The organism is Rhizobium sp. YAF28, from assembly GCF_052113285.1.
Taxonomy (GTDB): domain Bacteria; phylum Pseudomonadota; class Alphaproteobacteria; order Rhizobiales; family Rhizobiaceae; genus Rhizobium.
On the sequence record NZ_JBFRCX010000010.1, the window covers coordinates 86,015 to 112,439 of the forward strand.

25 protein-coding genes are annotated in these 26,425 nt (G+C 60.2%); 2 read left to right on the forward strand and 23 right to left on the reverse strand.

Features of this window, described 5'->3' with window-relative positions:
• Positions 1-5: 5 nt before the first annotated feature.
• The 16 genes from ureE to AB4Z13_RS22790 form a co-directional block, all read right to left on the reverse strand.
• Positions 6-545, reverse strand: a complete 540-nt coding sequence (ureE, locus tag AB4Z13_RS22715; RefSeq protein WP_113321650.1) for an urease accessory protein UreE — start codon at positions 543-545, stop codon at positions 6-8.
• Positions 546-630: 85 nt separating this feature from the next.
• Entirely contained in the window at positions 631-1,494 is an 864-nt protein-coding gene (locus AB4Z13_RS22720) for a GGDEF domain-containing protein (protein WP_442206885.1), read from the reverse strand.
• Between the two features lie 406 nt (positions 1,495-1,900).
• Positions 1,901-2,575 (reverse strand): TIGR02117 family protein, encoded by a 675-nt coding sequence (locus tag AB4Z13_RS22725; protein ID WP_442206936.1) that lies wholly within the window; start codon positions 2,573-2,575, stop codon positions 1,901-1,903.
• Between the two features lie 21 nt (positions 2,576-2,596).
• Positions 2,597-4,309: an urease subunit alpha gene (gene ureC / locus AB4Z13_RS22730; RefSeq protein WP_442206886.1), complete on the reverse strand. Its 1,713-nt coding sequence runs from the start codon at positions 4,307-4,309 to the stop codon at positions 2,597-2,599.
• 3 nt (positions 4,310-4,312) lie between these two features.
• Positions 4,313-4,936, reverse strand: coding sequence for a Urease operon accessory protein (locus tag AB4Z13_RS22735; RefSeq protein ID WP_442206937.1), 624 nt, complete (start codon positions 4,934-4,936; stop codon positions 4,313-4,315).
• Between the two features lie 16 nt (positions 4,937-4,952).
• A complete protein-coding gene (locus AB4Z13_RS22740; protein ID WP_442206887.1) occupies positions 4,953-5,363 on the reverse strand; it encodes a lysozyme inhibitor LprI family protein in 411 nt (136 codons plus the stop codon).
• A 27-nt stretch (positions 5,364-5,390) separates the two neighbouring features.
• Positions 5,391-5,696, reverse strand: a complete 306-nt coding sequence (locus AB4Z13_RS22745; RefSeq protein ID WP_113321646.1) for an urease subunit beta — start codon at positions 5,694-5,696, stop codon at positions 5,391-5,393.
• 10 nt (positions 5,697-5,706) lie between these two features.
• The gene (locus AB4Z13_RS22750) at positions 5,707-5,958 is read right to left on the reverse strand and encodes a DUF1272 domain-containing protein (protein WP_113321645.1); all 252 of its coding nucleotides are present in this window, start codon (positions 5,956-5,958) and stop codon (positions 5,707-5,709) included.
• A 10-nt stretch (positions 5,959-5,968) separates the two neighbouring features.
• The gene (locus AB4Z13_RS22755; protein ID WP_007816043.1) at positions 5,969-6,271 is read right to left on the reverse strand and encodes an urease subunit gamma; all 303 of its coding nucleotides are present in this window, start codon (positions 6,269-6,271) and stop codon (positions 5,969-5,971) included.
• A gap of 20 nt (positions 6,272-6,291) precedes the next feature.
• The gene (locus AB4Z13_RS22760) at positions 6,292-7,116 is read right to left on the reverse strand and encodes an urease accessory protein UreD (protein WP_439016220.1); all 825 of its coding nucleotides are present in this window, start codon (positions 7,114-7,116) and stop codon (positions 6,292-6,294) included.
• 178 nt (positions 7,117-7,294) lie between these two features.
• A complete protein-coding gene (gene urtE, locus AB4Z13_RS22765; RefSeq protein ID WP_442206888.1) occupies positions 7,295-7,990 on the reverse strand; it encodes an urea ABC transporter ATP-binding subunit UrtE in 696 nt (231 codons plus the stop codon).
• A 1-nt stretch (position 7,991) separates the two neighbouring features.
• Entirely contained in the window at positions 7,992-8,747 is a 756-nt protein-coding gene (gene urtD, locus AB4Z13_RS22770) for an urea ABC transporter ATP-binding protein UrtD (protein ID WP_442206889.1), read from the reverse strand.
• Positions 8,748-8,750: 3 nt separating this feature from the next.
• Positions 8,751-9,914, reverse strand: a complete 1,164-nt coding sequence (urtC, locus tag AB4Z13_RS22775; protein WP_442206890.1) for an urea ABC transporter permease subunit UrtC — start codon at positions 9,912-9,914, stop codon at positions 8,751-8,753.
• Positions 9,911-11,530, reverse strand: a complete 1,620-nt coding sequence (urtB, locus tag AB4Z13_RS22780; protein ID WP_442206891.1) for an urea ABC transporter permease subunit UrtB — start codon at positions 11,528-11,530, stop codon at positions 9,911-9,913. Before urtB ends, urtC begins: the two co-directional genes overlap by 4 nt.
• 194 nt (positions 11,531-11,724) lie before the next feature.
• Entirely contained in the window at positions 11,725-13,017 is a 1,293-nt protein-coding gene (gene urtA / locus AB4Z13_RS22785; protein ID WP_113321639.1) for an urea ABC transporter substrate-binding protein, read from the reverse strand.
• A gap of 184 nt (positions 13,018-13,201) precedes the next feature.
• Complete coding sequence (locus AB4Z13_RS22790; RefSeq protein WP_442206892.1) at positions 13,202-15,106, reverse strand: phosphatase PAP2 family protein; 1,905 nt, start codon at positions 15,104-15,106, stop codon at positions 13,202-13,204.
• 177 nt (positions 15,107-15,283) lie between these two features.
• Between AB4Z13_RS22790 and AB4Z13_RS22795 the strand changes: the two genes are divergently transcribed.
• Positions 15,284-18,637, forward strand: a complete 3,354-nt coding sequence (locus AB4Z13_RS22795) for a hybrid sensor histidine kinase/response regulator (protein ID WP_442206893.1) — start codon at positions 15,284-15,286, stop codon at positions 18,635-18,637.
• On the forward strand, positions 18,630-19,541 hold the full coding sequence (locus tag AB4Z13_RS22800) for a response regulator transcription factor (protein WP_113185405.1): 912 nt from the start codon (positions 18,630-18,632) through the stop codon (positions 19,539-19,541). The genes AB4Z13_RS22795 and AB4Z13_RS22800 overlap by 8 nt, the downstream gene beginning before the upstream one ends.
• A 20-nt stretch (positions 19,542-19,561) precedes the next feature.
• On the opposite strand, the gene AB4Z13_RS22805 is transcribed toward AB4Z13_RS22800, so the two are convergent.
• From AB4Z13_RS22805 to AB4Z13_RS22835, 7 genes are all read right to left on the reverse strand, one after another.
• The gene (locus AB4Z13_RS22805) at positions 19,562-20,530 is read right to left on the reverse strand and encodes a 2-hydroxyacid dehydrogenase (RefSeq protein ID WP_442206894.1); all 969 of its coding nucleotides are present in this window, start codon (positions 20,528-20,530) and stop codon (positions 19,562-19,564) included.
• Positions 20,531-20,695: 165 nt separating this feature from the next.
• Entirely contained in the window at positions 20,696-21,817 is a 1,122-nt protein-coding gene (locus AB4Z13_RS22810) for a branched-chain amino acid ABC transporter substrate-binding protein (protein ID WP_113321635.1), read from the reverse strand.
• 119 nt (positions 21,818-21,936) lie between these two features.
• The gene (locus AB4Z13_RS22815) at positions 21,937-22,290 is read right to left on the reverse strand and encodes a DUF6867 family protein (RefSeq protein ID WP_113321634.1); all 354 of its coding nucleotides are present in this window, start codon (positions 22,288-22,290) and stop codon (positions 21,937-21,939) included.
• A 22-nt stretch (positions 22,291-22,312) separates the two neighbouring features.
• Positions 22,313-23,044: an ABC transporter ATP-binding protein gene (locus tag AB4Z13_RS22820; protein WP_439016228.1), complete on the reverse strand. Its 732-nt coding sequence runs from the start codon at positions 23,042-23,044 to the stop codon at positions 22,313-22,315.
• On the reverse strand, positions 23,044-23,910 hold the full coding sequence (locus AB4Z13_RS22825) for an ABC transporter ATP-binding protein (protein WP_442206895.1): 867 nt from the start codon (positions 23,908-23,910) through the stop codon (positions 23,044-23,046). The genes AB4Z13_RS22820 and AB4Z13_RS22825 overlap by 1 nt, the downstream gene beginning before the upstream one ends.
• Positions 23,910-25,307, reverse strand: coding sequence for a high-affinity branched-chain amino acid ABC transporter permease LivM (gene livM, locus AB4Z13_RS22830; RefSeq protein WP_113321632.1), 1,398 nt, complete (start codon positions 25,305-25,307; stop codon positions 23,910-23,912). The genes AB4Z13_RS22825 and livM overlap by 1 nt, the downstream gene beginning before the upstream one ends.
• Before the next feature lie 3 nt (positions 25,308-25,310).
• The gene (locus AB4Z13_RS22835) at positions 25,311-26,213 is read right to left on the reverse strand and encodes an ABC transporter permease subunit (RefSeq protein ID WP_113321631.1); all 903 of its coding nucleotides are present in this window, start codon (positions 26,211-26,213) and stop codon (positions 25,311-25,313) included.
• Between the last annotated feature and the right edge of the window lie 212 nt (positions 26,214-26,425).

Here is a 26,425-nt window from a genome sequence, read left to right on the forward strand (position 1 = left end):
AGGCTTCAATCATGCTTATGATGGCTGTGGTCGTGGTTGTGGCCATGCTCATGATCATGGTCGTGATGCTCATGATCGTGGTCATGATGGTCATGCCCGTGCGAATGCCCGCCCTGAGAATGATAGGCGCCGCGAGCTGGCTGGAAGGGTTCGTTGATATCAAGCACCATCGCGCCCAGCCCCTGCAACATGGTGCGGATGACGTGATCGCGCAGGATCACGATGCGATCCTCCTCGATCTGCGCCGAGAGATGACGGTTGCCGAGATGCCAGGCAAGTTCGATCAGATGCGCGCGGTCACGGCCGCGCACTTCAAACAGTTTCTCGTCGGCGGCAAGGATTTCGATCAGCTCGCCATCCTCGCGCACCAGCATGTCACCATTGGCGAAAAGCACCGGATCCTTGAGATCGAGCATCACCATCTCGCCGTTCTCCAGATGCAGGAGCTTGCGGCGCAGGTGCCGCAGATCGTGCGGCAGCTTGACCTGTGCGGTCGGATGGGAGGAAGGGGTGCCGGCGGGAAGGTAAGATGTGACGCGCTGCATGACATATCCGTTAAACTGGGACCTAGACCATGCAAAATAGCCCTTCGCGATGCAAGCACCAATGCACGTTTCGTAACGCGCTAGCCTAGATTCCATATGCCTGCAGCAGGCTCCCCTCGTCAGGTCCGACACCCTGCACGCCAAGGCCGTTTTCGACGAGGCCATGCCAGGCGTGGTTCAGCCCTTCCCGCTCATGGACGACACGATTACGGCCGAGCGCCTTGGCGAGATAGAGCGCCTTGTCGGCGGAGGCATAGACCGCCTCCTTGTCGCGTCCCTCGTGGAGATCGGCAATACCGCCTGATATCGTGATGGTGACGTCATGCCCATCCGCCGGAATCGGCCGCGCGGCAATCTGTGCCCTCACCCCTTCAATGCGCGCCACCCGCTCCTCCCGCGTCCCGCCTTGAACGACAACACCGAACTCCTCGCCGCCGAGCCGCGCCACGACCGACGCGCCATCGAAAGCCGCAGAAAGCATGGCTGAGACGGCAGTAATGACGGCATCACCACAGCCATGGCCGAAACGGTCGTTGATCGCCTTGAAACGGTCGACGTCGAAAATGGCGAGACAGGCATCCCCCTCTACTCTCTCCAGGGCATCGGTGAAAGCACGCCGGTTCAGAAGCCCCGACAGCGTGTCGGTCCGGCTGAGCTTTTCGAATTTGGCACGGGAGACGGTCAGGTCATGAATGGCGAAACCCGCCACCAGCGACAGCACGCCGGACACCATTCCACCGATCAGCCAGGAGAGGATGATGGCAAAGATCATGGCATGCCCGAGGGTAATCGGCAGCACTCCCATGAAGTTGAGCGGAGGCAGCGTGACCACGATGATGAAGCCGGACAGGATAACCGCCAGAAAACTCATCTTCAGCGCAAAAGTATAAACGGTTTTGCGATGCTCGAAACTGCCTAGATCAGCCTGAAGCGATATCCAGTTTTCCATGAGAATCGACCTTCCTGCCAGCGTTTCAAGGCCATTGATAGGGTTGCAATTGCTGCGGAGGTCTTAATCCAATCGCTAAAATTCGAGTGATTTCAGGGGATTCAGCCGATCTGTTTTTTCTAGCAGAGAGTGCAACTTTTCGGGACAGGCATGTCCACTATGGGAAACACATCTAAAAACTTGATTTCAAACGGATTTTAGAGGGGACAATCGGCGCCTGTTCCAGAATGATCTATGGATTAAAAATCACAGTCTATCCACCGATTTTCACAACCAGCCGGGGAATGATGCTCAGATTTCACTTTAAGGGCAACAATGGGGAACAGTGTCTCTAAAACACAAGGGTTAAAACGGAAAATAACGCCGCGCCGTCAGCAGCGCCAAGCTGCAGAAGATCCTCTATACTTCAATTATAGAGACTAAGCGAAAGCACCAGCGTCTGCGGCAACGGGTTCCACAAACCCGTTCGCAAGCCGCCTGTCCGTAGCGCAGCGGCAGTCCATGTATTGCAGCCAAACAGCGCATTGAAATAGCCCTTCGCCTCGAAGAACCTGTCGTAGTCGCCATATCCCCTGTCGCTGACCGGCACTACCGCTCCATTTTCCCGGATGAAACTGTCATTGATGAAGCCGAGCAATTGCTCGAAGCGCCCACCATCGACATTGAGAACCGTCACGGCCGGATGGGTTTCGGAGATGCCTCCGGCAACATCGACATGCATCACCGATCCGTCGATCGTCAGCGCCCGAAGTACGGGCATCGGCTTCAGATCGGCCCAGGTCGGTGTCTCCAGATAGAATGAGCGACCGCCCCATCCGAAGATCAGCCATTGTGCGGCAGGATCGCTCACCGGAATGCCGGCATCCTCAAGGAATGAAAACGACGTCCGAAACCGATCGTCGAGCGGGATCGCAATATCCGTATGGATCGGGCCGGAAAGCAGCAGAATGCGTTGCGAGGACGTCATATCGGGAGAAGCCTCGGCTGCCCCAAGCATAGGCCTTGGAATGAAGGTGCCACCGGCCACCAGCAACAAAAACAGCGCGATCGCCCCTATAAGCCATCGCGCTGTCAGCTTCAAACCGCGCATGAAAGATGGGGCTCAGAACAGGAAATAACGCTGCGCCATCGGCAGCACCGTCGCCGGCTCGCAGGTCAGCAATTCGCCATTCGCCCGCACCTCATAGGTCTCCGGATCGACCTCGATATCAGGTGTCAGGTCGTTGTGGATCATCGATGCCTTGGAGATGCCGCCACGGGTATTCTTCACTGCAACGAGATTCTTGGCGACGCCGAGGCGGCCCTTGAGACCGGCGTCGAGCGAAGCCTGAGAAACGAAGGTGACCGAGGAGTTCGTCAGGCTCTTGCCGAAGGAGGCAAACATCGGACGGTAATGCACCGGCTGTGGCGTCGGGATCGAGGCATTCGGATCGCCCATCGGTGCAGCGGCAATCGAGCCACCGAGCAACACCATGTCCGGCTTCACGCCGAAGAAGGCCGGGTTCCATAGAACGAGGTCGGCGCGCTTGCCAACTTCGATGGAGCCGATCTCATGGGACAGGCCATGGGCGATCGCCGGATTGATCGTGTATTTGGCGACATAGCGGCGGACACGCAAATTGTCGTTGTCGCCCTTCTCGTCTTTCAGGCGGCCGCGCTGGCGCTTCATCTTGTCGGCCGTCTGCCAGGTACGGATCAGCACTTCGCCGACACGGCCCATGGCCTGGCTGTCCGACGAGATGATCGAGAAAGCGCCGATATCGTGCAGGATGTCTTCGGCCGCGATTGTCTCCTTGCGGATACGGCTTTCAGCAAAGGCGATATCTTCGGGGATCGACGACGACAGGTGATGGCAGACCATCAGCATGTCCAGGTGCTCGGCGATGGTGTTGACCGTATAGGGCCGCGTTGGATTGGTGGACGAAGGAATGACGTTCGGTTGGCCGCAGATCTTGATGATGTCGGGTGCGTGACCGCCGCCCGCTCCTTCCGTATGGAAGGCATGAATGGTGCGGCCCTTGATGGCGCCGATCGTATCCTCCACGAAGCCGCTCTCGTTCAGCGTATCCGTATGGATCATCACCTGTACGTCATATTCGTCGGCGACCGACAGGCAGCAGTCGATGGCGCCGGGCGTCGTGCCCCAGTCCTCGTGCAGCTTCAGCGAGGTGGCGCCGGCGAGCACCATTTCCTGCAATGGACCCGGAAGCGACGCATTGCCCTTGCCGGCAAAAGCGAGGTTCATCGGGAAAGCATCGGCTGCCTCGATCATGCGCGCAATATGCCAAGGGCCAGGCGTGCAGGTCGTCGCAAGTGTCCCGTGCGCCGGCCCCGTGCCGCCGCCGAGCATGCAGGTCAGGCCGCTCATCAGCGCTTCCTCGATCTGCTGCGGCGCGATGAAATGGATATGGCTGTCCATGCCGCCGGCCGTGATGATCTTGCCTTCGCCGGCAATCGCTTCCGTGCCCGGACCGACGATGATATTGACGGCCGGCTGCATATCCGGATTGCCGGCCTTGCCGATCGCCGCGATACGACCGTCCTTCAAGCCGATATCGGCCTTGTAGATACCGGCATGGTCGATGATGACGGCATTGGTGATGACGGTATCGACCGCGCCATCTGCCCGCGTCACCTGGCTCTGGCCCATGCCGTCACGGATGACTTTCCCACCGCCGAACTTCACCTCTTCGCCATAGGTGGTAAAATCCTTTTCGATCTCGATGAAAAGCTCCGTATCGGCAAGGCGGACCTTGTCGCCGGTGGTCGGACCGAACATGCCGGCGTAAGCCTTGCGGGAGATCTTGTAGGGCATCTATCAGGCTCCTTGGGAGGAAGAGACGAATGGTTTTCCGGCAAGCCGTCTGAGACGGCCGGCCGCAATATGGGAGTCGACGAGCTGCTTCTCGGCGGCGAAGGGATGCCATTCCCAGCCCACATGGCCGAAGCCTGCGAGCGTCACCTCGTCGTTGGGAAATCTGTCGAGCACTTCGCCGATGACGATCATGCCACTGCTCGGCACGATGTAAGGCGCCGGCGAGAAGGCAGACAGCGCCTGATCGACGGCTTCGTGAACCTGTTTGTCAACGATCCGATGCACCTTGCCAGCTTCAGCACAGAAAGCGCTGAATTGGTTGGTGTAATCGTCGCAGAAATCATCGAGCTCCGGATGCGAAGCCGCAAGAGGTGCGCGCATCGCCGCGAATTTTTCGGGATTGCGCACACTCCAGATTTCCGAGGCTTCGACAACACCGGGATGGATGCGCCAGCTTTCCGAGCCGAGCATGGCCTTGGCGGGTCGGCCGGTATTGCATACCGCAACCACATCCGTGCGCGTGCCACCGGCGCCATAGGAGCGGCACTCGTTGAAGCGGATGACGAAGTCGGCGGCATCGATGATCTCAGCCCCTCCTTCTCCCACTTCGCCGTTGCCCACGATCATGATCGTCCTGCCCACCTTACTGGCCCATTCCATTGGCGAGTTCTTTGAGCTCCTTGGTCCTGAGATCCGTCAGGTCAGCAAGGCAGCCCGCCACCAGCATCGGCTCCATCGTGCCGCCGCGTGCCTGAAAGCCGTAATTCTCACATTGAGCGTCGCGATAACTGATCCAGGCGCGCTGTGCCTTGAGAAGCGCCTGTTCGGCGCCCTTCATGTCACCATCGAGATCCTTGTCGATCGCCACCATGGCGGCGCGCGTCTGCTTGTACTGGGCATTGAGCGCCTTGTCGGCCTCTTCATAGCGCGCCTGCGCGCAGCTCGTCATATCGGATTGTGTCTGCGCATTGTCACAGTCCACGTCCTCGGCATGGGCAGCACCGGCGGCAAGCAGCATAAACGCTCCACCGATGAGCCCGATCTTCAAGCGCATGAATTTCCTCCCGTCATTTTCTTTTAATTAGAGCCGGCCCATGACGAGCTGGCGGAAGCCGTAGACTTCACGTTTGCCGGACAGAGGAATGAGCGTCACCGAGCGGGTCTGGCCCGGCTCAAAACGCACGGCCGTGCCGGCGGGAATATCGAGCCGCATGCCATGGGCCTTGTCGCGATCGAAGGACAGGCCGGCATTGGTCTCGGCAAAATGATAGTGGCTGCCGACCTGCACGGGACGGTCGCCGGTATTGGAAACCTCGAGCATCACAGTCGGTGCGCCGGCATTGAGCTCGATCTCGCCGCTCGCAGCAATGATTTCGCCAGGGATCATCTATCTCTCCTTAAGCCGCCTTGGGCGCGCAGCCCTCGGCCTTCAGAACACGTTTCGTGGAGGCCGGATTGTTCGCAAGTTTTGCCGCAGGCCGGATCGGCCTGATAACGAGATTGCCGCCGCAATTCGGGCACTCACCCTTGAGGACATTTTCAACGCAATCCGCACAGAACGTGCATTCGAATGTGCAGATCATCGCTTCCGCGCTCTCAGGCGGCAGATCCTTGTCGCAGCATTCGCAATTGGGTCGAAGCTCCAGCATGGCGTACTCCTCAGCGGATCGGTTCGTGCACGGTCACCAGCTTCGTGCCATCGGGGAATGTCGCCTCGACCTGCACGTCATGGATCATCTCTGCAATGCCTTCCATCACCTGGTCGCGGCTGATCACATGGGCGCCGGCCTCCATCAACTCGGCAACCGGGCGGCCATCACGCGCGCCCTCGACGACAAAATCGCTGATGAGGGCGATAGCTTCCGGATAGTTCAGCTTGACGCCGCGCTCCAGCCGCCGGCGGGCCACCATGGCGGCCATGGAAATCAACAGCTTGTCTTTTTCTCTCGGGGTGAGGTTCATCGTCTATCCGCTTGTTGAACTCATAGATTCCAGACTTTCGGCACAGGCGCTCCATTGCGCAAGGCGGAAATGACCGGGATCAGGATTTTTCTCAGCGCAAAGCCATCGGCTGCGGCAAGGCGCACGACGATCTTATCGCTCCAGGCGCTTGCCCCGCCCATATGCCCGTCCACGAGCGGCCGTACTTTGGTGAGATAGGCTTCCGACATCGGTCCGGCATAAAGCACCGTCGCAAAAGCCACCTGCCCGCCGAGCACCGCCTGCTCTGCCGCAAGCAGCGCCACGGCATCGGAAAGACGCAACTCCTCGGCATGGATCAGCCGGCCCGACCGGCGGATACGCCAGCGATCGCGAAACAGCCCCGTCTCCATCGTCTCGCCCATCGCCTTGCGCCCGAGCAGGATTGCCTCGACGGCGAGGAACTCCGCGCTGTCGTCTAGATCGACATCCAGACGGCGAAACAGCGAGGCGCGATCGAAGAGGATCGTCTCCTGCGGCAGCCAGTCGACGCGGGCGCCCGGCCCAACCTCGATCTGCGTCGTCACCTCTGCTGTGCCGGCCGATGCCTTGTAGATCTTCTCGCAGGCCTGCGTCGTCACATCGATGCGCGTACCCGCTCCAGCCGATACGCTCCAGATCATCCGGTCGCCGCCGGTCAGCCCGCCGGCCGTATTGATGAGAACAGCCTCCATCGAGGAATCGAACGTATCCGGCAGGCGGATCTTCGCTGCACCTTCCTGATAAAGCTCACGGATTCGCGTACGCCCATCCTGCACCTTGGCAGCAAGATGCCCGCGTCCTTCCGCTCTCTGCGGTCTCGTGATGCCCGCCGCCGCGCCTGTCATGCCACCCCCGTGCGCAGATGCCGTCCTGTCTGGCAACTTGCGTTGAATGTGTCTGTTGACTGCAACAAAGCAAGTCCCGTGCCGCTTTTCGAAAGCCCGTGCCCCCACGGGCTGTAAGGATGGCGCGGAAGGCATTTGCCGCAAAATGCGGCATCTGCCAGCGCGATCGCCAGAGAGGTCATACGGTCAGATGGCGACGCGCTTCCGGCGTATCCAGCGTCTCGGCAAGGCCTTCGTGAACGATCTCGCCACGATCCATGATGTAGACATAGTCGGCAAGCTCGCGGCAGAAATCGAGATATTGCTCGACAAGCAGGATCGCCATGCCAGTGGAATCGCGCAAGTATCGGATCGCCCGCCCGATATCCTTGATGATGGAGGGCTGGATGCCCTCGGTCGGCTCGTCGAGCACGAGAATCTTCGGCCGCGTGACCATGGCGCGACCGATCGCCAGCTGCTGCTGTTGCCCGCCCGAAAGATCGCCGCCGCGACGCGACAACATCGACTTCAGCACCGGGAAGAGACTGAAGATATCGTCTGGGATGTTGCGGTCGCGGCGGCCAAGCGGAGCAAAGCCGGTCTCGAGGTTTTCTTTGACCGTCAGCAGCGGGAAGATTTCACGCCCCTGCGGCACATAGCCGATGCCCTGCTTGGCGCGGGCAAAAGGCGGCAGGCCATTCAGCTTCGCATCGTTGAAGGTGATGGTTCCCGCCGATATCGGGTGCTGGCCGGTGACGGCGCGCAACAGCGAACTCTTGCCCACGCCATTGCGGCCGAGCACGCAGGTGATCTTGCCCATCTCGGCCTTCATGGAGATGCCGCGCAGGGCCTGTGCCGCGCCATAGTGAAGACTTGCATTTTCAACGGTCAGCATCTTAGCGCCCCAGATAGTTCTCGATCACCTTCGGATCGTTGCTGACGAAATCAATGGACCCTTCGGCCAATACAGAACCTTCCGCCAAGCAGGTTACCTTCACACCGAGATCGCGGATGAAACCCATGTCGTGCTCGACGACGACGACCGAACGCGTCTTGGCGATATCCTTGAGCAGGATCGCCGTCTCAGCCGTTTCGGCGTCGGTCATGCCCGCCACCGGTTCGTCGACGAGCAGGAGCCTCGGCTCCTGCGCCAACAGCATGCCGATCTCCAGCCACTGCTTCTGGCCATGCGAGAGATTGGCGGCGAATTCGTCGCGGCGATGCGTCAGCCGCACCGTTTCCAGGATTTCCTCAATACGCGCCTTGTCCTCACCGGAGAGGCGATAAAACAGCGTTGAAAACACCGTGCGCCGGCGGTTCAGCGCCAGCTCCAGATTGTCCCAGACCGTATGGCTTTCGAAGACCGTGGGCTTCTGAAATTTCCGGCCGATGCCAAGCTGAGCGATATCCGCCTCGTCCTTCTTGGTAAGGTCGATCGTGCCGTTGAAGAAGACCTCGCCCTCGTCGGGCCGGGTCTTGCCGGTAATGATATCCATCATCGTCGTCTTGCCGGCGCCATTCGGGCCGATGATTGCTCTGAGTTCACCGGGTTCGATGACGATGGAGAGCGAGTTCAGCGCCTTGAAGCCATCGAAGGAGACCGAGACACCGTTGAGATAGAGCACGCTGTTGGGTTTGACGTCGGGGATCATGGTCTACTCCGCAGCCTGGATTTTCGCGTCGACGCCTTCTTCGGCTGTCGCTGGCGGCACGCTGGTCGAGACCGGCTTCCGCTTGCCGAGATACTGGGCGATCGTGCCGACGATGCCCTTGGGCAGCAGCAGCGTGACGAGCACGAAGAGGCCGCCGAGCGCGAACAGCCAGTAATCGGGAAAGAGGCCGGTAAAGATCGTCTTGCCGCCATTGACGAGGATGGCGCCGATGATCGGTCCGATCAGCGTCGCGCGGCCGCCGACGGCCGTCCAGATGACGACTTCGATGGAATTGGCCGGTGCGAATTCACCGGGATTGATGATGCCGACCTGCGGCACATAAAGCGCCCCGGCAATACCCGCCATCATCGCCGAAACGACGAAGGTGAAGAGCTTGAAATGCTCGACGCGATAACCGAGGAAGCGCGTGCGACTTTCCGCATCGCGCACGCCAACCAGCACCTTGCCGAATTTCGAACGCACGATCGCCGACGCGATCATCAGCGAGAGCGCCAGGAAGATCGCGGTTGCAGCAAAGAGCGTCGCACGCGTACCATCGGCTTGCACATTGAAGCCAAGGATATCCTTGAAATCGGTCATGCCGTTATTGCCGCCGAAACCCATGTCGTTGCGGAAGAAGGCAAGCAGCAGCGCATAGGTCATGGCCTGGGTGATGATCGACAGGTACACGCCGTTGACGCGCGAGCGGAAGGCGAACCAGCCGAAGACGAAGGCAAGCAGGCCGGGCACCAGCAGCACCATCAGCGCGGCAAACCAGAACTGGTCAAAACCGTGCCAGAACCAGGGCAGCTCCTTCCAGTTCAGGAAGACCATGAAGTCGGGCAGAACAGGGTCACCATAGACGCCGCGCGAACCGATCTGGCGCATCAGATACATGCCCATCGCATAACCGCCGAGCGCAAAGAAGGCCCCATGGCCGAGCGAGAGAATGCCGCAGAAACCCCAGACGAGATCGAGCGCCAGCGCCAGCAGCGCATAGGTCAAATACTTGCCGAACAGCGCCATGATGTAGGTAGGCACATGCAGCGGATTGTCCGCCGATGTCGCCAGATTGAGCACCGGCACCAGAACCGCGATCACCAGCAGGATGGCGATGGCAATGGAGATCCGGCGATCGAGAGACCGGAGAAGGAAGGCCGTAATCATGCTTCCACCGCCCTTCCTTTGAGTGCGAAGAGCCCGCGTGGACGCTTCTGGATGAAGAGAATGATGAGGACGAGCACCAGGATCTTGCCGAGCACGGCGCCGGCGAAGGGCTCGAGGAACTTGTTGACGACGCCGAGCGACAGAGCACCGACCAGCGTGCCCCAGAGATTGCCGACGCCGCCGAAGACCACGACCATGAAACTGTCGATGATGTAGCTCTGGCCGAGGTTCGGCGAGACGTTATCGATCTGCGAGAGCGCCACACCCGCCATGCCGGCAATGCCGGAACCGAGCGCGAAGGTGAAGGCATCGACCCAGCCGGTGCGGATGCCCATGGACGAAGCCATGCGGCGGTTCTGGGTGACCGCGCGCATCTGCAAGCCGAAGGCGGAGCGCTTCAGCAGCATCAGCAGCGCCACGAAGACTGCCATCGAGAAGACGATGATCCAGAGACGGTTCCAGGTGATCGCCAAGCCGCCGAATTCGAAGGCACCGGACATCCAGCTCGGATTGCGCACCTCGCGATTGGTCGGGCCGAAGACCGTACGCACCGCTTGCTGCAGGATCAGCGAAACACCCCAGGTGGCGAGCAGCGTTTCCAGCGGCCGGCCGTAGAGATAGCGGATCACGACACGTTCGATGATAAGGCCGACGAAACCGGTGAAGACGAAAGCGGCGGGCACTGCAAAGGCCAGCGAATAGTCAGCCAAGCCGGGAAAGTTTGCAGTGATATATTCCTGCACGACATAGGTTGTGTAGGCGCCGATCATCACCATCTCGCCATGCGCCATGTTGATGACGCCCATGACGCCGAAGGTGATGGCAAGGCCGATGGCCGCAAGCAACAGCACCGAGCCGAGTGACAGCCCGTACCAGACATTCTGGACGATATTCCAGAGAGCCAGACTAAGGTTGATGGTGCTGATATGCGCCTGAATGGCAGGTTTGAGATCATCGGGCGCGGTTGCCAGCGCCGTGGTCAGAATAGTCAGCGCATCGCGGCCGCCGCGGGCGGCAACCGTATCGATGGCAGCCCTCTTCTCGTCGGCGCTCATATCGCTCTTCAACACCATCACGGCGCGAGCCGCTTCCATGGTGCTCTTGATCTCGGCGTCTTTTTCATCGGCCAGAGCGGAATTCAGCAGATCGAGATTGGCGGGATCGGCATCTTTCAGAAGGCCCTGGGCAGCAGCAAAGCGAGCGCCGCGATCAGGGCTCAGCAGCGTCAGCTGGCTCATCTGCGTGGCAATGAGCGTGCGCACCGAATTGTTGACCCTGACTTTCGACATCGTGTCGGGATCGATATCGGCGACCGCCTCGCCGGTGAGCGGATCGGAATAAGTCGGCTCGTCATCCGTGCCGCCCTGCAGGAGCACGGGACCACCCTCGTCGGAATTGACGTAAAGCAGGCCGTCGCTCAGCTGCTGCAATATCTGGCTGACATGCGCATCCTTGGAAGCGACGAGCGCCTTGATGGCCGCTTCACGCTCCGGAAAGCCGCCGACGCCAAGTGCATCGACAAGAGCGTGGACATCATCCTGGGCCTTGAGGCCGGTCGTCAGCCCCGTGAGCGTCAGGCAAATGGTCAAAAGAAAGATCTTGATGGCGCGATACATCGGCTTTCCCGCCTAAACTAGAGCATTTCGAAATGCTCTATCCCCCTGTTTTCGCAATTCCGGACGCAAACGCTGCGCAGTCTTTCTGGAATTGCTCCAGCGTCGGCCTCTTCGCCAACCCGCTGGGGACGGAGCTTCCGCCCGGATTTGAAATCCGGACGGAAGTTCTTCTGGCTCGTGTCGGATCGGCTAACTCAGGAACCCTTGCCGCCGCACTTGCCGGTGGCAACGTTGAAGTTGCCGCAGTTCATCGGCTTGCGCCAATCGGAGATCAGATCCTTGGAGTCCGGCAGGAAGTCGGACCATTCGTCGCCGACGACCTCAGGGGTCTGCTGTACGATTTCGAACTGGCCGTTCGCCTGGATTTCACCGATCAGCACCGGCTTGGTGATGTGGTGGTTCGGCATGACGGTCGCCGTGCCACCGGAGAGGTTAGGAACGGAGACACCGATAATGTGGTCGAGAACCGCGTCCGTATCGGTCGTGCCGGCAGCCTGAACAGCCTTAACCCAGGCGTTGAAGCCGATATAGGCAGCTTCCATCGGGTCGTTGGTCACGCGCTTGTCGTTCTTGGTGTAGGCATGCCATTCCTTGATGAACTTCTTGTTGATCGGCGTATCGACCGATTCGAAGTAGTTCCAGGCAGCCAGATGGCCGACGAGCGGCTTGGTGTCGAGACCGGCAAGCTCTTCTTCGCCGACCGAGAAGGCGACAACAGGAATGTCGGTTGCCTTGACGCCCTGGTTGCCGAGTTCCTTGTAGAAGGGAACGTTGGCGTCACCGTTGATTGTGGAGACGACGGCGGTCTTCTTGCCGGCCGAGCCGAATTCCTTGATCTTGGAGACTTCCGTCTGCCAGTCGGAGAAGCCGAACGGCGTGTAGTTGATCAGGATGTCTTCTTTCGGAATGCCCTTGGATTCGAGATAGGCTTCCAGGATCTTGTTGGTCGTGCGCGGATAGACGTAGTCGGTACCTTCGAGCACGAAGCGCTTAACGCCTTCGGTGTTCATCAGGTAGTCGACGGCCGGAATTGCCTGCTGGTTCGGAGCGGCACCCGTATAGAAGATGTTGCGCGAGGATTCTTCACCCTCGTACTGGACCGGGTAGAAAAGCAGCGAGTTCAGCTCTTCGAAAACCGGCAGGACCGACTTGCGCGAAGACGAGGTCCAGCAACCGAAGACGGCCGCAACCTTGTCCTTTTCGATCAGTTCGCGTGCCTTTTCGGCAAACAGCGGCCAGTCGGAAGCCGGGTCGACGACGACGGCTTCGAGCTTCTTGCCGAGGAGACCACCCTTCTTGTTCTGCTCATCGATGAGCATCAGCATGGCGTCTTTCAGCGTCGTTTCGGAAATCGCCATCGTGCCGGAAAGCGAATGCAGCACGCCGACCTTGATCGTGTCGTCGGCGGCAATTGCGCCCTGGAAGGCTGCCGTTGCCGCCATGACGGCGCCGAGCGCGACGCCCGTGATAGTGGACCTGAGATTCATCTCGTTGAACTCCCCTCTTCTTGTTCCGCAACAGGCCGGAAACGGAAATTAACTGTTGCCGAGGGGACTATCGGGTGCTGCAACGCAAAAACACATACGCAAAATGACGTAGGCGGCAGGGGCAAACGGGCAGGCAAAGACAAGCCAGGGCATCCCACGGAGGGGATGCCCTGTCAGTTCGATATTATCCGCCGATCGTCAAGGTGACGGATGTCGGGCCATAGGAAAGGGTCGCCTTGTGGCCGGAGATGGTGAACTTGTCGAAGATGCCGGTGATGGCTCCCGCCTTCAGGATCTCGATCTTCGTTCCGGGCGCCGGGGCATAGCCCGAGGCAAGTGTGACGTCGAGGTCGCCGGAGAGTGCCGCCTTGCCTGCGATGACCACCGTGCCCGCGCCGTCAGCACCGAGCGTCGGTTTCGCCGCGGCATTGGCGAGCTGCTGGTAATCACCACCTACAATCAGGGGCCTATCGGCCGCCAGGATGAGAGAACCGCCGTTCACGGACAGTCCGCCGGTGCCGAAGGCCAAGGGCGAGCCTGCCACCAGCACGCCTTCTTCCAGCACCGTGCCGCCGGCATAGCTGTTGGCGCCGGAAAGGCCGAGAATGCCGCTGCCGCGCTTCGCCAGTTTGCCCTTGCCGCCGATATCGTTGCGCCAGGTGTCGATCGCATTGAAGCCGCCCTTTGCGGCATCCATCGTCACGGTGACGTCCTGATCGAAGGCGCCATAACCGTCTGCCGCGGCAAACAGGTTGAGGCGGCCGTAGCCTTCAGCGTCATCGAGCAGCGGATAGCCCGAGGCGATCTCCGTCGTGCCAAGCACGTCGCGGCGCTGCTCGCCGTCGAGATAGGGCAGACGCGTTTCGAGAAGCGCTTCGGCACCCTGCGGTACGCGCGCCGGCTGGTCGGTCCCGTGGATGGCGGGCAGGCCATAGCTCAGACGCTGCAGCACGTAAGCGCGGTTGGCGTCATGATCGGCGAAACGGTCTGCGGCGAGCGGCGCTGCATGGGCCGCGACTTCGAGCGCGCCCGCATCCGCAACGCCCGACTTGGCAATGAGCCATGACTGCGCTTGGGCGTAAGCATCGCTCTTCAGCGCTGAATTGTCGGCCTTGTTCAGATTGTAGACGACCACGGCGGTGCCGAGCATGCGGCCGCCCATCACGTCGAGGGGGGAATGCATGCCGGCAAGGATACGGTCTTCGCCCAATTCGCTGGCGCGCGTGATCATTTCCTGAAAACGCTGCGGCACGAGATAGGCCATGGCGAGCGCATCGCGCCAGGCTTCCGCCGTATGCCCGCTCGGGAAGCCGCCGTCCTCGACCGGCTTGCCGTTCTTGGCGGGCTCGAGCGTCGGGACGACCGAGACGTCCTGGCTCCAACGATAGGGGCGGGCATATTTGAAATAGCGCTTCGCCGGCTCCGTCGAGCCATCACCGCTCGCGGCATTGATGAAATCGATGGCAAGGCCCATGTCCGGGTTGGCATCGGTCTTGTTTTCCGTGTCCGGCTTGCTGCCGGCGCCGCGATTATTGCCCTTGTCGTCGTATTTGACCGTCGTCGCATCGACCGCGACTTCGGTGATCGTGGTGGTCTGCTTGGAGCCTGCCTTCCATGCATCCGTCAGCGGGCCGAGGCCATCGACAATGCTGGCATTCTTGCCCCGCCGATCGTCGAGATAAGCAGCAACCGCCTGATCGGCCGTCCGTGCTCGCGTCGCCTTGACGACATAGGCAATGTTCGCATCGTGGACGAGCTTGTTGACGACTTGGCCGTCTGTCTTGCTTAGGGGAATGCCGTCCCAATCCGTCTTGGCAACCGCAGGGCAATTGTCCTTGGCCGGGGCCTCTACACCGGCATCCACGAACGGCGTGCGCGGCGTCCAGACTTCGAGGAAGCCGGAGAGAAGATGGACGGCAGCATTGGTGTCCAACGTCGAGAAGCAGGCGTCGCCACGCTTGTTGGTGTTTCCAGCCTCCACATAAGGCGCTTTCGCCGCCGTGGCCTGCTCGGCAGCGGCAAGCGATGGCACGATCGAAAGAAGGCAAACGAGCGCAGTGCTCAGGCGGCAGAGGCTTGGAACAGACATGGTGACACCGAAATGGTTGAACGGACGGCGGGAGAGTTAGAGCCCTTATGTGACAGACCGGTTTCAAAAATATTGCCGTTCTGTGAATCTGCCGGCGTTCCGCCTCTTGCCTTTCCCGCCCATCCCGCCAAAAGTGGCTCAGAGACGATAAGCTGACCGGAACGCCGGAAAGAGGGCATGACAGCGCGCCAACGCATCATTCCGGTGAGACGCGAATATAATCGCTGGGTCGCCAACCAGACGCTCGAAGATTACGCGCTGCGCTTCACCGCAAAGAGCGCCCGCCGCTTCTCCTCCCAGCGCATCTCGCAGACGGCGATCGGCGCGATCTCCTTCCTGGCGCTGGAGGCGATCGGCGGCGCCATCACGTTGTCCTACGGCACCACCAATGCCTTCTATGCCATCATTGTTGCCTCGGTCGCCATGCTGGCGATCGGCTTGCCGATCAGCCGATACGCCATTCGCCACGGCGTCGATATCGACCTGCTGACGCGCGGTGCAAGCTTCGGTTATATCGGCTCGACCATCACCTCGCTGATCTACGCCAGCTTCACCTTCATGCTGTTTGCGATCGAGGCCTCGATCATGTCGGGTGCGCTGGAGCTGACGCTCGGCATTCCGCTCTGGATCGGCTACATCATCAGCGCCGTGATGGTGATCCCGCTCGTCACCCACGGCGTGCGGCTGATCAGCAAATTCCAGCTGATGACCCAGCCCTTCTGGATCATCCTGAATATCCTGCCTTTCATCTTCATCGCTTTTCTGGACTGGGGCAAATTCGATGTCTGGCGCGCCTTCGCCGGCATCCGCCATGCCTCCGGCCCGCCCGGCACGATCGCGGATTTCAACCTCGTCGAATTCGGCGCGGCCTCTGCCGTCATCCTGGCGCTGATGTCGCAGATCGGCGAACAGGCGGACTTCCTGCGCTTTCTGCCGCCGGACCCACAGCGCAAGTGGCGCCATCGCCTCGCCATCTTCCTCGCCGGTCCCGGCTGGGTCATCATCGGTGCACCCAAGCTGCTTGCCGGTTCATTTCTCGTCGTGCTGACCTTCACGTCGGGCGTGCCCCTCGACCGCGCCGCCGATCCTGCGCAGATGTACCTGACCGCCTTCGGCTACATGATCCCCTGGCACAATGCCGCCCTGCTGCTGATGGCCGCCTTCGTCGTGGTCTCGCAGCTGAAGATCAACGTGATGAATGCCTATGCCGGCTCGCTCGCCTGGTCGAACTTCTTTTCGCGCCTGACGCATAGCCATCCCGGCCGTGTCATCTGGCTGGTCTTCAACGTGGCGATCGCGCTACTCTTGATGGAGCTCGGCATCTACCGGCTGCTTGAGGAAACGCTCGGTATCTTCTCGATTATCGCCATGGCCTGGCTCTGCACGATCTCGGCCGATCTCTTCATCAACAAGCCGCTCGGCCTTGCCCCTCCCGGCATCGAATTCAAGCGCGCCCATCTCTACGACATCAACCCGGTCGGCCTCGGCGCCATGACGCTCTCGGCCGGCGTCGCGCTCATCGCCCATTTCGGCGTCTTCGGCTCGATCGCGGCTTCGCTTGCGCCCTACATCACCCTCGTGATCGCGCTGATCGCCTCCCCCACCCTCGCCTGGGCGACGAAGGGCAAGTTTTATCTCGCCCGCAAACCGCGCCATGCCTGGACGAACCTGACCACCATCACCTGCTCCGTCTGCGAACATCCATTCGAGCCGGAAGACATGGCCTGGTGCCCGGCCTATGCCGCGCCGATCTGCTCGCTCTGCTGCTCGCTCGACAGCCGCTGCCACGACATGTGCAAGCCGAATGCCCGCTTCAATGCGCAGGTCGGCGCCGTCGCAAAGACCCTGCTGCCGGAAACCATCGTCCAGAAGCTGACCACCCGCCTCGGCCGCTACGGTATTGCCGTGGCGCTGGCGCTGACGGCCGTCGGTGCAATTCTTGCGATGATCGCCCATCAGGTCAGCTCGGCCTCGCCGGAGACGGCCGAAGTCGTGAACCGCACCATCCTGATCGTCTTCTTCGTCTTCTCGGTCATCGCCGGCGTCGCCTGCTGGTTCTATGTGCTTGCCCATGACAGCCGCGTCGTCGCCGAGGAAGAATCCTCCCGCCAGAACACACTTCTCCTGAAAGAAATCGCCGCACACAAGAAAACCGATGCCGCGCTGCAGACCGCCAAGGAAACCGCCGAAGCCGCCAACCGTGCCAAGAGCCGCTATGTCGTGGGCCTGAGCCACGAATTGCGCACGCCGCTGAACGCCGTTCTCGGCTATGCGCAGATCCTCGAACGCGACGAGACGATTCCCGCGCCACGCCAGTCCTCGATCAAGGTGATCCGTCGCAGCGCCGAACATCTCTCCGGTCTGATCGATGGCCTTCTGGACATCTCGAAGATCGAAGCCGGCCGTCTGCAGGTCTATTCGAACGAAATCAATATCCAGGACTTCCTCGACCAGATCGTCGATATGTTCCGACCGCAGGCGCAGGCAAAGGGGCTCTCCTTTATCCACGAGCGTGCTTCGTCCCTGCCGCAATTCGTGCGCACCGATGAGAAGCGGCTGCGCCAGATTCTCGTCAACCTGCTCTCCAATGCCATCAAGTTTACCGACGAAGGCAGCGTAACCTTCGATGTCGGCTACCGCAGCCAGGTCGCGACCTTCACCGTCTCCGACACAGGCCGCGGCATCGCCGAGAAGGATCTGACGCGCATTTACGAGCCCTTTCAGCGCGGCGAAGCGGAGAGCGTGCGGCCGATGCCCGGTCTCGGCCTTGGCCTCACCATCACTCGCCTACTGACCAACACGCTCGGCGGCGAAATCTCTGTCACGAGTGAAAAGGACAAGGGCTCGACCTTCCGCGTCCGTCTCATGCTGTCGGCCGTCATGCGCGCCGTTGCAGCACCGCCGCAGGAGAAAAAGATCGTCGGCTATGACGGCCTGCGCCGCACCATCGTCGTTGTCGACGACAATGAGGATCATCGCGAGATGATGCGCGAAATCCTGGTTCCCCTCGATTTCATCGTGCTGACCGCCGCAAGCGGTCCCGACTGCCTGACGCTGATCGCGGGTATCGAGCCGGATCTCTTCCTCGTCGATATCTCCATGCCCGGCATGAACGGCTGGCAGCTCGTCTCCCGGCTGCGCGAGGCGGGAAGCGCAGCACCGATCCTGATGCTGTCAGCCAATATCGGCGATGCCGCTGCTCACAGCGACAGCGACGACAGCCACAGTGACGCGATCGGCAAGCCGGTCGACATCAAGCAGCTGCGCGACAAGCTGGCCCTGCATCTCGCCCTGAAATGGCTCTATGCCATGCCGCTCAAGAGCCCTGGAACAGCGCATGTACAGGAACTGCTGCGTCTCGGAGAGATCGGCTACATCAGAGGCATAGAAGCCAAGCTCGCCGACCTTGCCAAGGCGGAGGCAAATCAGCCATTCACAGAAGAACTCCGCTCCTATGTCGCCGCCTTCGATCTCGCCGGCTTCATGGATTTCCTGCACAAATTCGAAGAAAAAGGTGAAACCGTTGGCTGAGCTTCCCCGCGACATCGTTCTGCTGGTCGATGACTCGCCCGAAGCCCTCGGCTTCCTGACCGACGCACTGGAACAATCAGGATTTTCCGTACTGATTGCCACCTCCGGCTCGGCCGCGCTCAATATCGTCGAGCGCATCACGCCCGATCTCATCCTGCTTGATGCGGTCATGCCCTCGATGGACGGTTTTGAGACCTGCCGCAGGCTGAAAGCCAATGCCGCCGTCGCCCAGGTGCCCGTCATCTTCATGACCGGGCTCACCGAAACCGAACATGTCGTGCATGCGCTGGAATCAGGCGGCGTCGACTACCTGTCGAAGCCGATCAATATCGACGAGCTGCGTGCCCGCATTCGCGTTCACCTGCGCAACGCACGCTCGGCGCAGAGCGCGCGCGTGGCGCTCGATGCCGCCGGCCGCCACCTTCTGGCCGTGAAGGGCAATGGTGCGATCCACTGGTCGACGCCGCAGGCAACCCGCCTCGTCAACGCCGCCATGGGCAGCGACGACGGCATGGAGGTCGTCTCCCGCACGATCGGCAACTGGATGAAAGAACGCGCCGCAGCCGCCCGCGATGCACTCATCTCCATTGCTCATGCCGGGCAGGCTGCCCTGCAACTCGCCTTCCTCGGCGCCATCGGTCCGGACGAATATCTCTTCCGCTTGACGGCCGCCAACCAGCGCAACGACGACGCGGTCCTGCGTCAGCACTTTGCGCTGACACAGCGCGAATCCGAGGTTCTGATGTGGATCGCCAAAGGCAAGGCCAACCGCGATATCGGCGAAATTCTCGGCCTCTCTGCGCGCACGGTGAATAAGCACCTCGAACAGATCTATGTGAAGCTCGGCGTCGAGAACAGGGCATCCGCCGCGGTGAAGGCGGCACATGTGCTGCATGAAATGTGAAGGATGGCAGGCGACGTGCCTTAAACCACCCGGTCAGGCGCCTCGCGGCCCTCGAAGAAATCAGTCACATTCTCCACGACCTTCATCCCCATCGCTGTGCGGGTTTCCTCCGTCGCGCTGCCGAGATGCGGCAACAGAACGACATTCTCCATCCGCCGCAATGCGTCCGGCACATGCGGCTCCGCCTCGTAGACATCGAGCCCTGCGCCGCGGATCGTGCCTTTATCAAGCGCAGCAATCAACGCCGTCTCATCGACCACGTCGCCGCGCGCCGTATTGATGAGGAAGGCGCCTGGCTTCATTGCCGCAAGCCGCGCAGCATTCATCAGATGCCGGTTTTCTGCGCCGCCGGGGCAATGCAGGGAAACAAAATCGGAAGCGGCAAGCACCTCCTCCACCGAAGCAAGCTGGCGCGCTCCGTAGCGTGCCGCTTCGGCGGGATCGATCTGTGAGCGGTTGTAGAACACGACATCCATGCCGAAGCCGAAATGGCAGCGTTGTGCGAAAGCCTTGCCGATTCGTCCAAGGCCGATAATGCCGACCGTCTTGCCCGTCACCTTCGTGCCAACCATATGCGTTGGGCACCAGCCCTTCCATTCGCCGGAACGCAGCTGCCGCTCGCCCTCCCCGCCGCGACGTGCGACGGACAGAAGAAGCAGCATGGCGATATCAGCCGTGCAATCGGTCAGGACGCCAGGCGTGTTCGTCACCACGATGCCCTTCGCCTCGGCGGTGGCGATATCGATGTGATTGAAGCCGACCCCGAAATTGCCGAGGATTTTCGTACGGACATCCCCGGAAAAGACCGCAGCCGGCAGCTTGTCAGAAACGGTCGGCAACACCGCATCATAATCCGCCAGCGCCTGACGCAGTTCGCTTTCAGCAAGCGGTACATCATCTCTGTTGAGCGTCAGGTCGAAGCGCTCCGCGAGCACGGCCTCTACCGCGGCAGGCCAGCGTCGGGTGACGAGAATGCGGGGTTTTGGCATGAATCTGGATCCTCCATCCTTTGCCTCTGACTTAGGCCATGAAGGCTAGGAATGGAATGGCTTTCGAACCCGTAGAGACTGCGATCTTGACCGGCGCAGGCGAAACGAAAGAAGCCCGGTCGATGACCGGGCTTCCATGAAAGGCATCACTGCCAGAGGCTGAAATTAGTCGGCCTTCGGGAAGTAGCTGTACTTGCCGTCTTCGCCCTTCTTCCATTCGTACATGACGTAGCCTGGAAGCTTCGGGTCGCCCTTTCCGTCGAAGGAGATATCGCCGAGAACGGTCGGGAACGGACCCTTTTCCTTCATGGCTGCGGCAACAGCTTCAGCGTCGGTAGAACCGGCAGCCTTGGCAGCAGCAGCGATCGTCTGCAGCGCAGCGTAGGAGTAGAGGGTGTAAGCTTCCGGATTGAAGCCGGCAGCCTTGAACTTCGCAACGAGGTCCTTGTTGGCCGGGTTGATCGTCGGATCCGGGCCGAAGGTGTTCAGCGTACCGGCAACGGCGTCACCAGCGATGGAAGCAAGTTCGTTCGAGACGATACCGTCACCCGAAACGAGCGCTGCTTTCAGGCCCTGGTCGGCCGACTGGCGGATGATGAGACCGGCTTCGGTGTGCAGACCGCCCCAGTAGATGATCGAAACGCCGGCTTCCTTCATCTTTGCGATGAGGGCCGAGAAGTCCTTGTCGCCGACGTTCACGCCTTCGTACATGACTTCGGTGACGCCAGCGGCATTCAGAGCCTTTTTGGTTTCGTCAGCGAGACCCTGGCCATAAGGCGTCTTGTCGTGAATGACGGCGATCTTGGCGTCCTTGAAGTGGTCGGCCAGATACTTGCCGGCGATAGCGCCCTGCTGGTCGTCACGGCCGCAGGTGCGGAAGGTGTTCCACAGGCCACGCTCGGTGAAGACCGGGTTGGTAGCAGCCGGGGTAATTTCGAGAATGCCGTTTTCGGCGTAAACTTCAGAAGCCGGGATGGAAACGCCCGAGTTGAAGTGACCGATAACGAACTTCACGCCGTCAGCAACGAACTTGTTGGCAACGGAGATGCCCTGCTTCGGGTCGGAAACGTCGTCGCCGAGTTCGATCTTGATCTGCTCGCCGTTGATGCCGCCAGCAGCATTGATGTCAGCGGCTGCCTGCTCGGCACCCTTCTGCAGCTGGGCACCGAACGCAGCGTTCGGGCCCGTCAGCGGACCACCCACGCCGATCAGGATGTCAGCTCGTGCGATGCCGCCGAAAGCGACGATCGCCGTCAGTGCCACCGCTGACAAGAGAGACTTCTTCATATTGTTACTCCCAATTTTTGGGCGGGTTTCTTCCAAGGCCTGACGCATACCCCACCTTTGACTGCGCCAGGAAAGCTGTTCCGCTCTGAAGGCAATTCATGCCTAGTTTCAACGGGCTGTCAATGTTTCTCCTTCCACGAAAACGCGGAAGTTTTTTCATACAGCCAGTAATAGTTGTTCACCATTTGGTTGGTGCGGCGATAGCGGAACCCTGCTGTCGAGAAGATCAGCAGAGTTACGAAATCGATAATGTAGAAGAGGCCGCTGAGCATCGGGCCGTTAAACAGCGCATGATGCAGGAACTGCATCGCCCATGCGAGCAGGAAGGTATAGACGACGACCAGCGGATAGTTGTTCCAGCCGTCCGCAACCGCCCTGCCGGCACGCCACGCCGTCCAGAAACCGATGAGCACAACGAGTCCGCGGATGACGATCTTTACGCCGTTGTCGCTTTCGAAGAAAAGTCCCTGCATAATCAAACTCTCCCTTCTGCGGTCAATGCCGCCCGCCTTCGAGATAGGCAGCACGGACCTCAGGATTGGCAAGCAGTTCCTTGCCGCTGCCGCTCATCGTCACCTTGCCATTCACGAGCACATAGGCACGGTGCGACAGCTTAAGTGCGGCGAATGCGTTCTGCTCCACGAGGAAGACGGTCAGCCCCTCCTTCTCGTTGAGCACCTTGATGGCTTCGAAGATGCCCTTGACGATCAGCGGCGCGAGGCCGAGCGAGGGTTCGTCGAGCAGCAGGAGTTTCGGTCGGGCCATCAGCGCGCGGCCGATCGAAAGCATCTGCTGTTCACCGCCCGAAAGGGTACCGCCGCGCTGCGACTGGCGCTCTTTCAAGCGCGGGAACATCGTGAAAATCTTCTCGACGTCCTCATTGAAATATTTGAGGTTGTCGAGACCCGCGCCCATCTGGAGATTTTCCAGAACGGTCATGCGCGGGAAGATGCGTCGTCCCTCGGGCGACTGCGCGATACGCAGCCGTGCGATCTCGTGCGTCGGCAGCTTGGTGATGTCCTGGCCGTCGAAGATTATGGAGCCGGTGCGAGCCTGCGGGCTGCCGCAGATCGTCATCATCAGCGTCGACTTGCCGGCACCGTTGGCGCCGATCAGGCTGACGATTTCACCCTTCTTCACCTCGACATCGATGCCGGCGAGCGCGCGGATATTGCCGTAATAGGTCTCGACGCCCTGAACCTTGAGAAGCTGTTCTCCGGCCGCCATCAGATTGCGCCCCCCTCTACGGTCGCAATGACCTCTTCGACTTCTTCATCCTCGACACCGAGATAGGCCGCAATAACCCTCGGGTCGTTCTTCACGTGGTCAGGATTGCCGTCGGAAATCTTCTGGCCGTATTCCAGAACGATGACGTGGTCGGAAATTTCCATGACTACCGACATGTCGTGCTCGATGAGCAGGATAGAGGTCCCAGTTTCGGTGCGAATGCCTTTCAGCAAGGCATTGAGCGCTGCCGATTCACGCGGATTGAGACCGGCAGCCGGCTCATCGAGGCAGAGCAGCTCCGGACCGGTGCACATGGCGCGTGCGATTTCCAGACGACGCTGGGCGCCGTAAGGCAGGTCGCCGGCCGGATCGTCGGCGCGGTCGATAAGATCGGCCTTCTCCAGCCAAAAGCGCGCAAGCTCGATGGCGGCAGCCGCTTCCTTCTTATAGGGACCGATGCCGAGCAGGCCGAGCACCGTGAAGCCCGAAGCCTTCATCAGCTTGTTGTGCTGGGCAACCAGCAGGTTTTCCAGAACGGTGAGGCCCGAGAACAGGCGGATGTTCTGGAAGGTACGGGCAACCTTGGCTTCCTTGGTGATGCGGAAGTCCAGCAGACGCTCGAGCAGGTACTGCTTGCCGCTCTTCTGCGTCAGCGTAATCATGCCCATCGTCGGCTTGTAGAAGCCGGTGATGCAGTTGAAGACGGTCGTCTTGCCCGCACCGTTCGGGCCGATCAGCGCGGTGATCTCGCCGCGCCTGGCCTCGAAGGATAAGTCGTTGATGGCCATCAGGCCGCCGAACTTCATCGACAAGTGCTCGACCTTGAGCAAAGTGTCATTCGACATCGTATTCTCGACGGGGCTCATCAACCATGGCCCTCCTTGGTAAAGCTTCCGGATACCGCCTTGCGCTCCTTGAGGAAGGCTGTCGGTTCACGCGAACCGACGAAACCGCGCGGCTTGAACAGCATGACGATGACCATGGCAAGACCGAAGAGCAGCATGCGGTAGAGTTCCGGCGTGAAATCCGGCCCAAAGACGACCTTGAGGAAGTCCATTTCGCGCAGCACTTCCGTACCGCCGACCATGACGACGGCGGCGATCGCAATACCCGTCAGCGAACCCATGCCGCCGAGAACGACGATGGCGAGGATGACGGCCGATTCCAGGAACACGAAGGATTCCGGCGAGACGAAGCCCTGGCGTGCGGCGAAGAAGGAGCCGGCGAAGCCACCGAACATCGCACCGGTGGCGAAAGCCGTCAGCTTCGTCGTCACCGTGTTGATGCCGAGCGAGCGGCAGGCAATTTCATCCTCGCGCAATGCTTCCCACGCACGGCCGATCGGCATGCGGCGCAGCCGGATCGTCACATAGGCCGTCAACATGCAGAGCGCCAGAATGACGTAGAACAGGAAGATCTTATAGTAGGCCGATGATGACGGCAGGCCGAAAACCTTGGCGAAATTGTTCGCCTTGCCGACATCGAAGCTCAAGATGCCGAAGACCGAAGCCTTTGCGATGCCGGAGATACCGAAGGTGCCCTTGGTCACTTCCGTCCAGTTGATGATGACCAGGCGGATGATTTCACCGAAGGCAAGCGTGACGATCGCCAGATAGTCGCCGCGAAGGCGCAGCACCGGAAAGCCGAGGATGACGCCCCAAAGAGCTGCAAAGATGCCGGCGAGCGGCAGCAGAACCCAGAAGGACAGGCCGAAATGGGCCGAAAGCAGCGCATAGGAATAGGCGCCGACAGCGTAGAAGGCGACGTAACCGAGGTCGAGCAACCCGGCGAGGCCGACGACGATGTTCAGACCCCAGGCGAGCATCACATAGATCAGGATCTGGATGCCGAAATTGTCCACCCACTTCAACGCGCCCTGCGGGCCGAGGAAATAGGCAGTGGCAAGCGGATAGACCAGAAGGAATACGAGCGCAATCTTCAGGAAATGCGTCCGGAAGAAGCCCTTCTCTGTCGAAATCTCGAGATCGCCGCGACGCGCCTTCGAAAGCTTGCGCTGATCAAGATGCGGCCTGACGAAAACGACCACGATGAAACGGCCGATGGCGGCGACCAGCACGAAAATGGCCAGCAATCCCCAGCGCTGAACGACGATCAACTCGTTGTTGATGTTCTGCTGCGTGCCGAGACCAACATAGAGAACGAACAGGCCAAGTGCGATGAGGCCGGAGAAGAAGGCTTCCCTGAGCCCCTTCTGGACAAGCCCGGCGTCGGACTTGCCAGCGGAAGTGTCGATGTTTGCCATGACTTATACCTTCTCGACTTCCGGCCGGCCGAGAATGCCCGTCGGCTTGAAGATCAGCACGAATGCAAGAATGGCAAAGGTAGCGACATCCTTGTACGCGATGGTGAAATAGGCCGACCACAGGGATTCGATAAGGCCGATCATCAGCCCGCCGAGAACAGCGCCCGGCAGTGAGCCGATGCCGCCGAGAACGGCTGCAGTGAAGGCCTTAACGCCCGGAACGAAGCCGTCGTTGAACGAGGCGACACCATAATACATCAGGTACATCGTGCCGGCGACGGCAGCGAGTGCCGCACCCATGATGAAGGTAATGGAGATCGTCTGATCGACATTGACGCCGAGCAGTGCCGCCATCTTGCGGTCTTGCTCCGTTGCGCGCTGGGCGCGCCCGAGTGCCGTCTTGTTGACGATGTACCAGAAGGCGGCGAGCAGGACGACGGTCACAATGATGATGATGATCTGCTTCAGCGAGATCGAGAGATTGCCGACATTATAAACCGTGCCGACAAGTGGCGGGATCGGCTTATTGCGCGGACCCTGCGTGACCTGGATGAAGTTCGATAGCGTGATCGACATGCCGATCGCGGTAATCAGCGGTGCCAGGCGGAATGAGCCGCGCAGCGGGCGGTAGGCGACGCGCTCGATCGTCCAATTCCACAAACTCGTCATCAGCATCGCGACCACAAGCATCGCCAGCAGCAGCACGGCTACCGGAAGACCTGCAAAGATGGATGTGAGAACGAGAAAGACGATAAGAGCAGCGAAACCACCGAGCATGAAAATGTCGCCATGGGCGAAGTTGATCATGCCGATAATGCCGTAAACCATCGTATAGCCAATAGCCACAAGGCCATAGATGGATCCGAGAGTCAGCCCGTTGAAGAGCTGCTGGATAAAATACTCCATATGTCATTTCCCCTGGATGCGAACCAAATTTAAGTTGCATCTCTTATTAGTTTTATCGCGCGTGCTTTCACACGAGCCACTAGTCGCATTGCATAGCGGTTTCGTTGGAAATGTGAAGACAAAAAGGATTTATTGCGCCAGAATCTTGGGTAAACAGGCCTAAATGGCGCAATTCAAACCAAAATCCACATAAAAGCGGCATCGACTGGCAA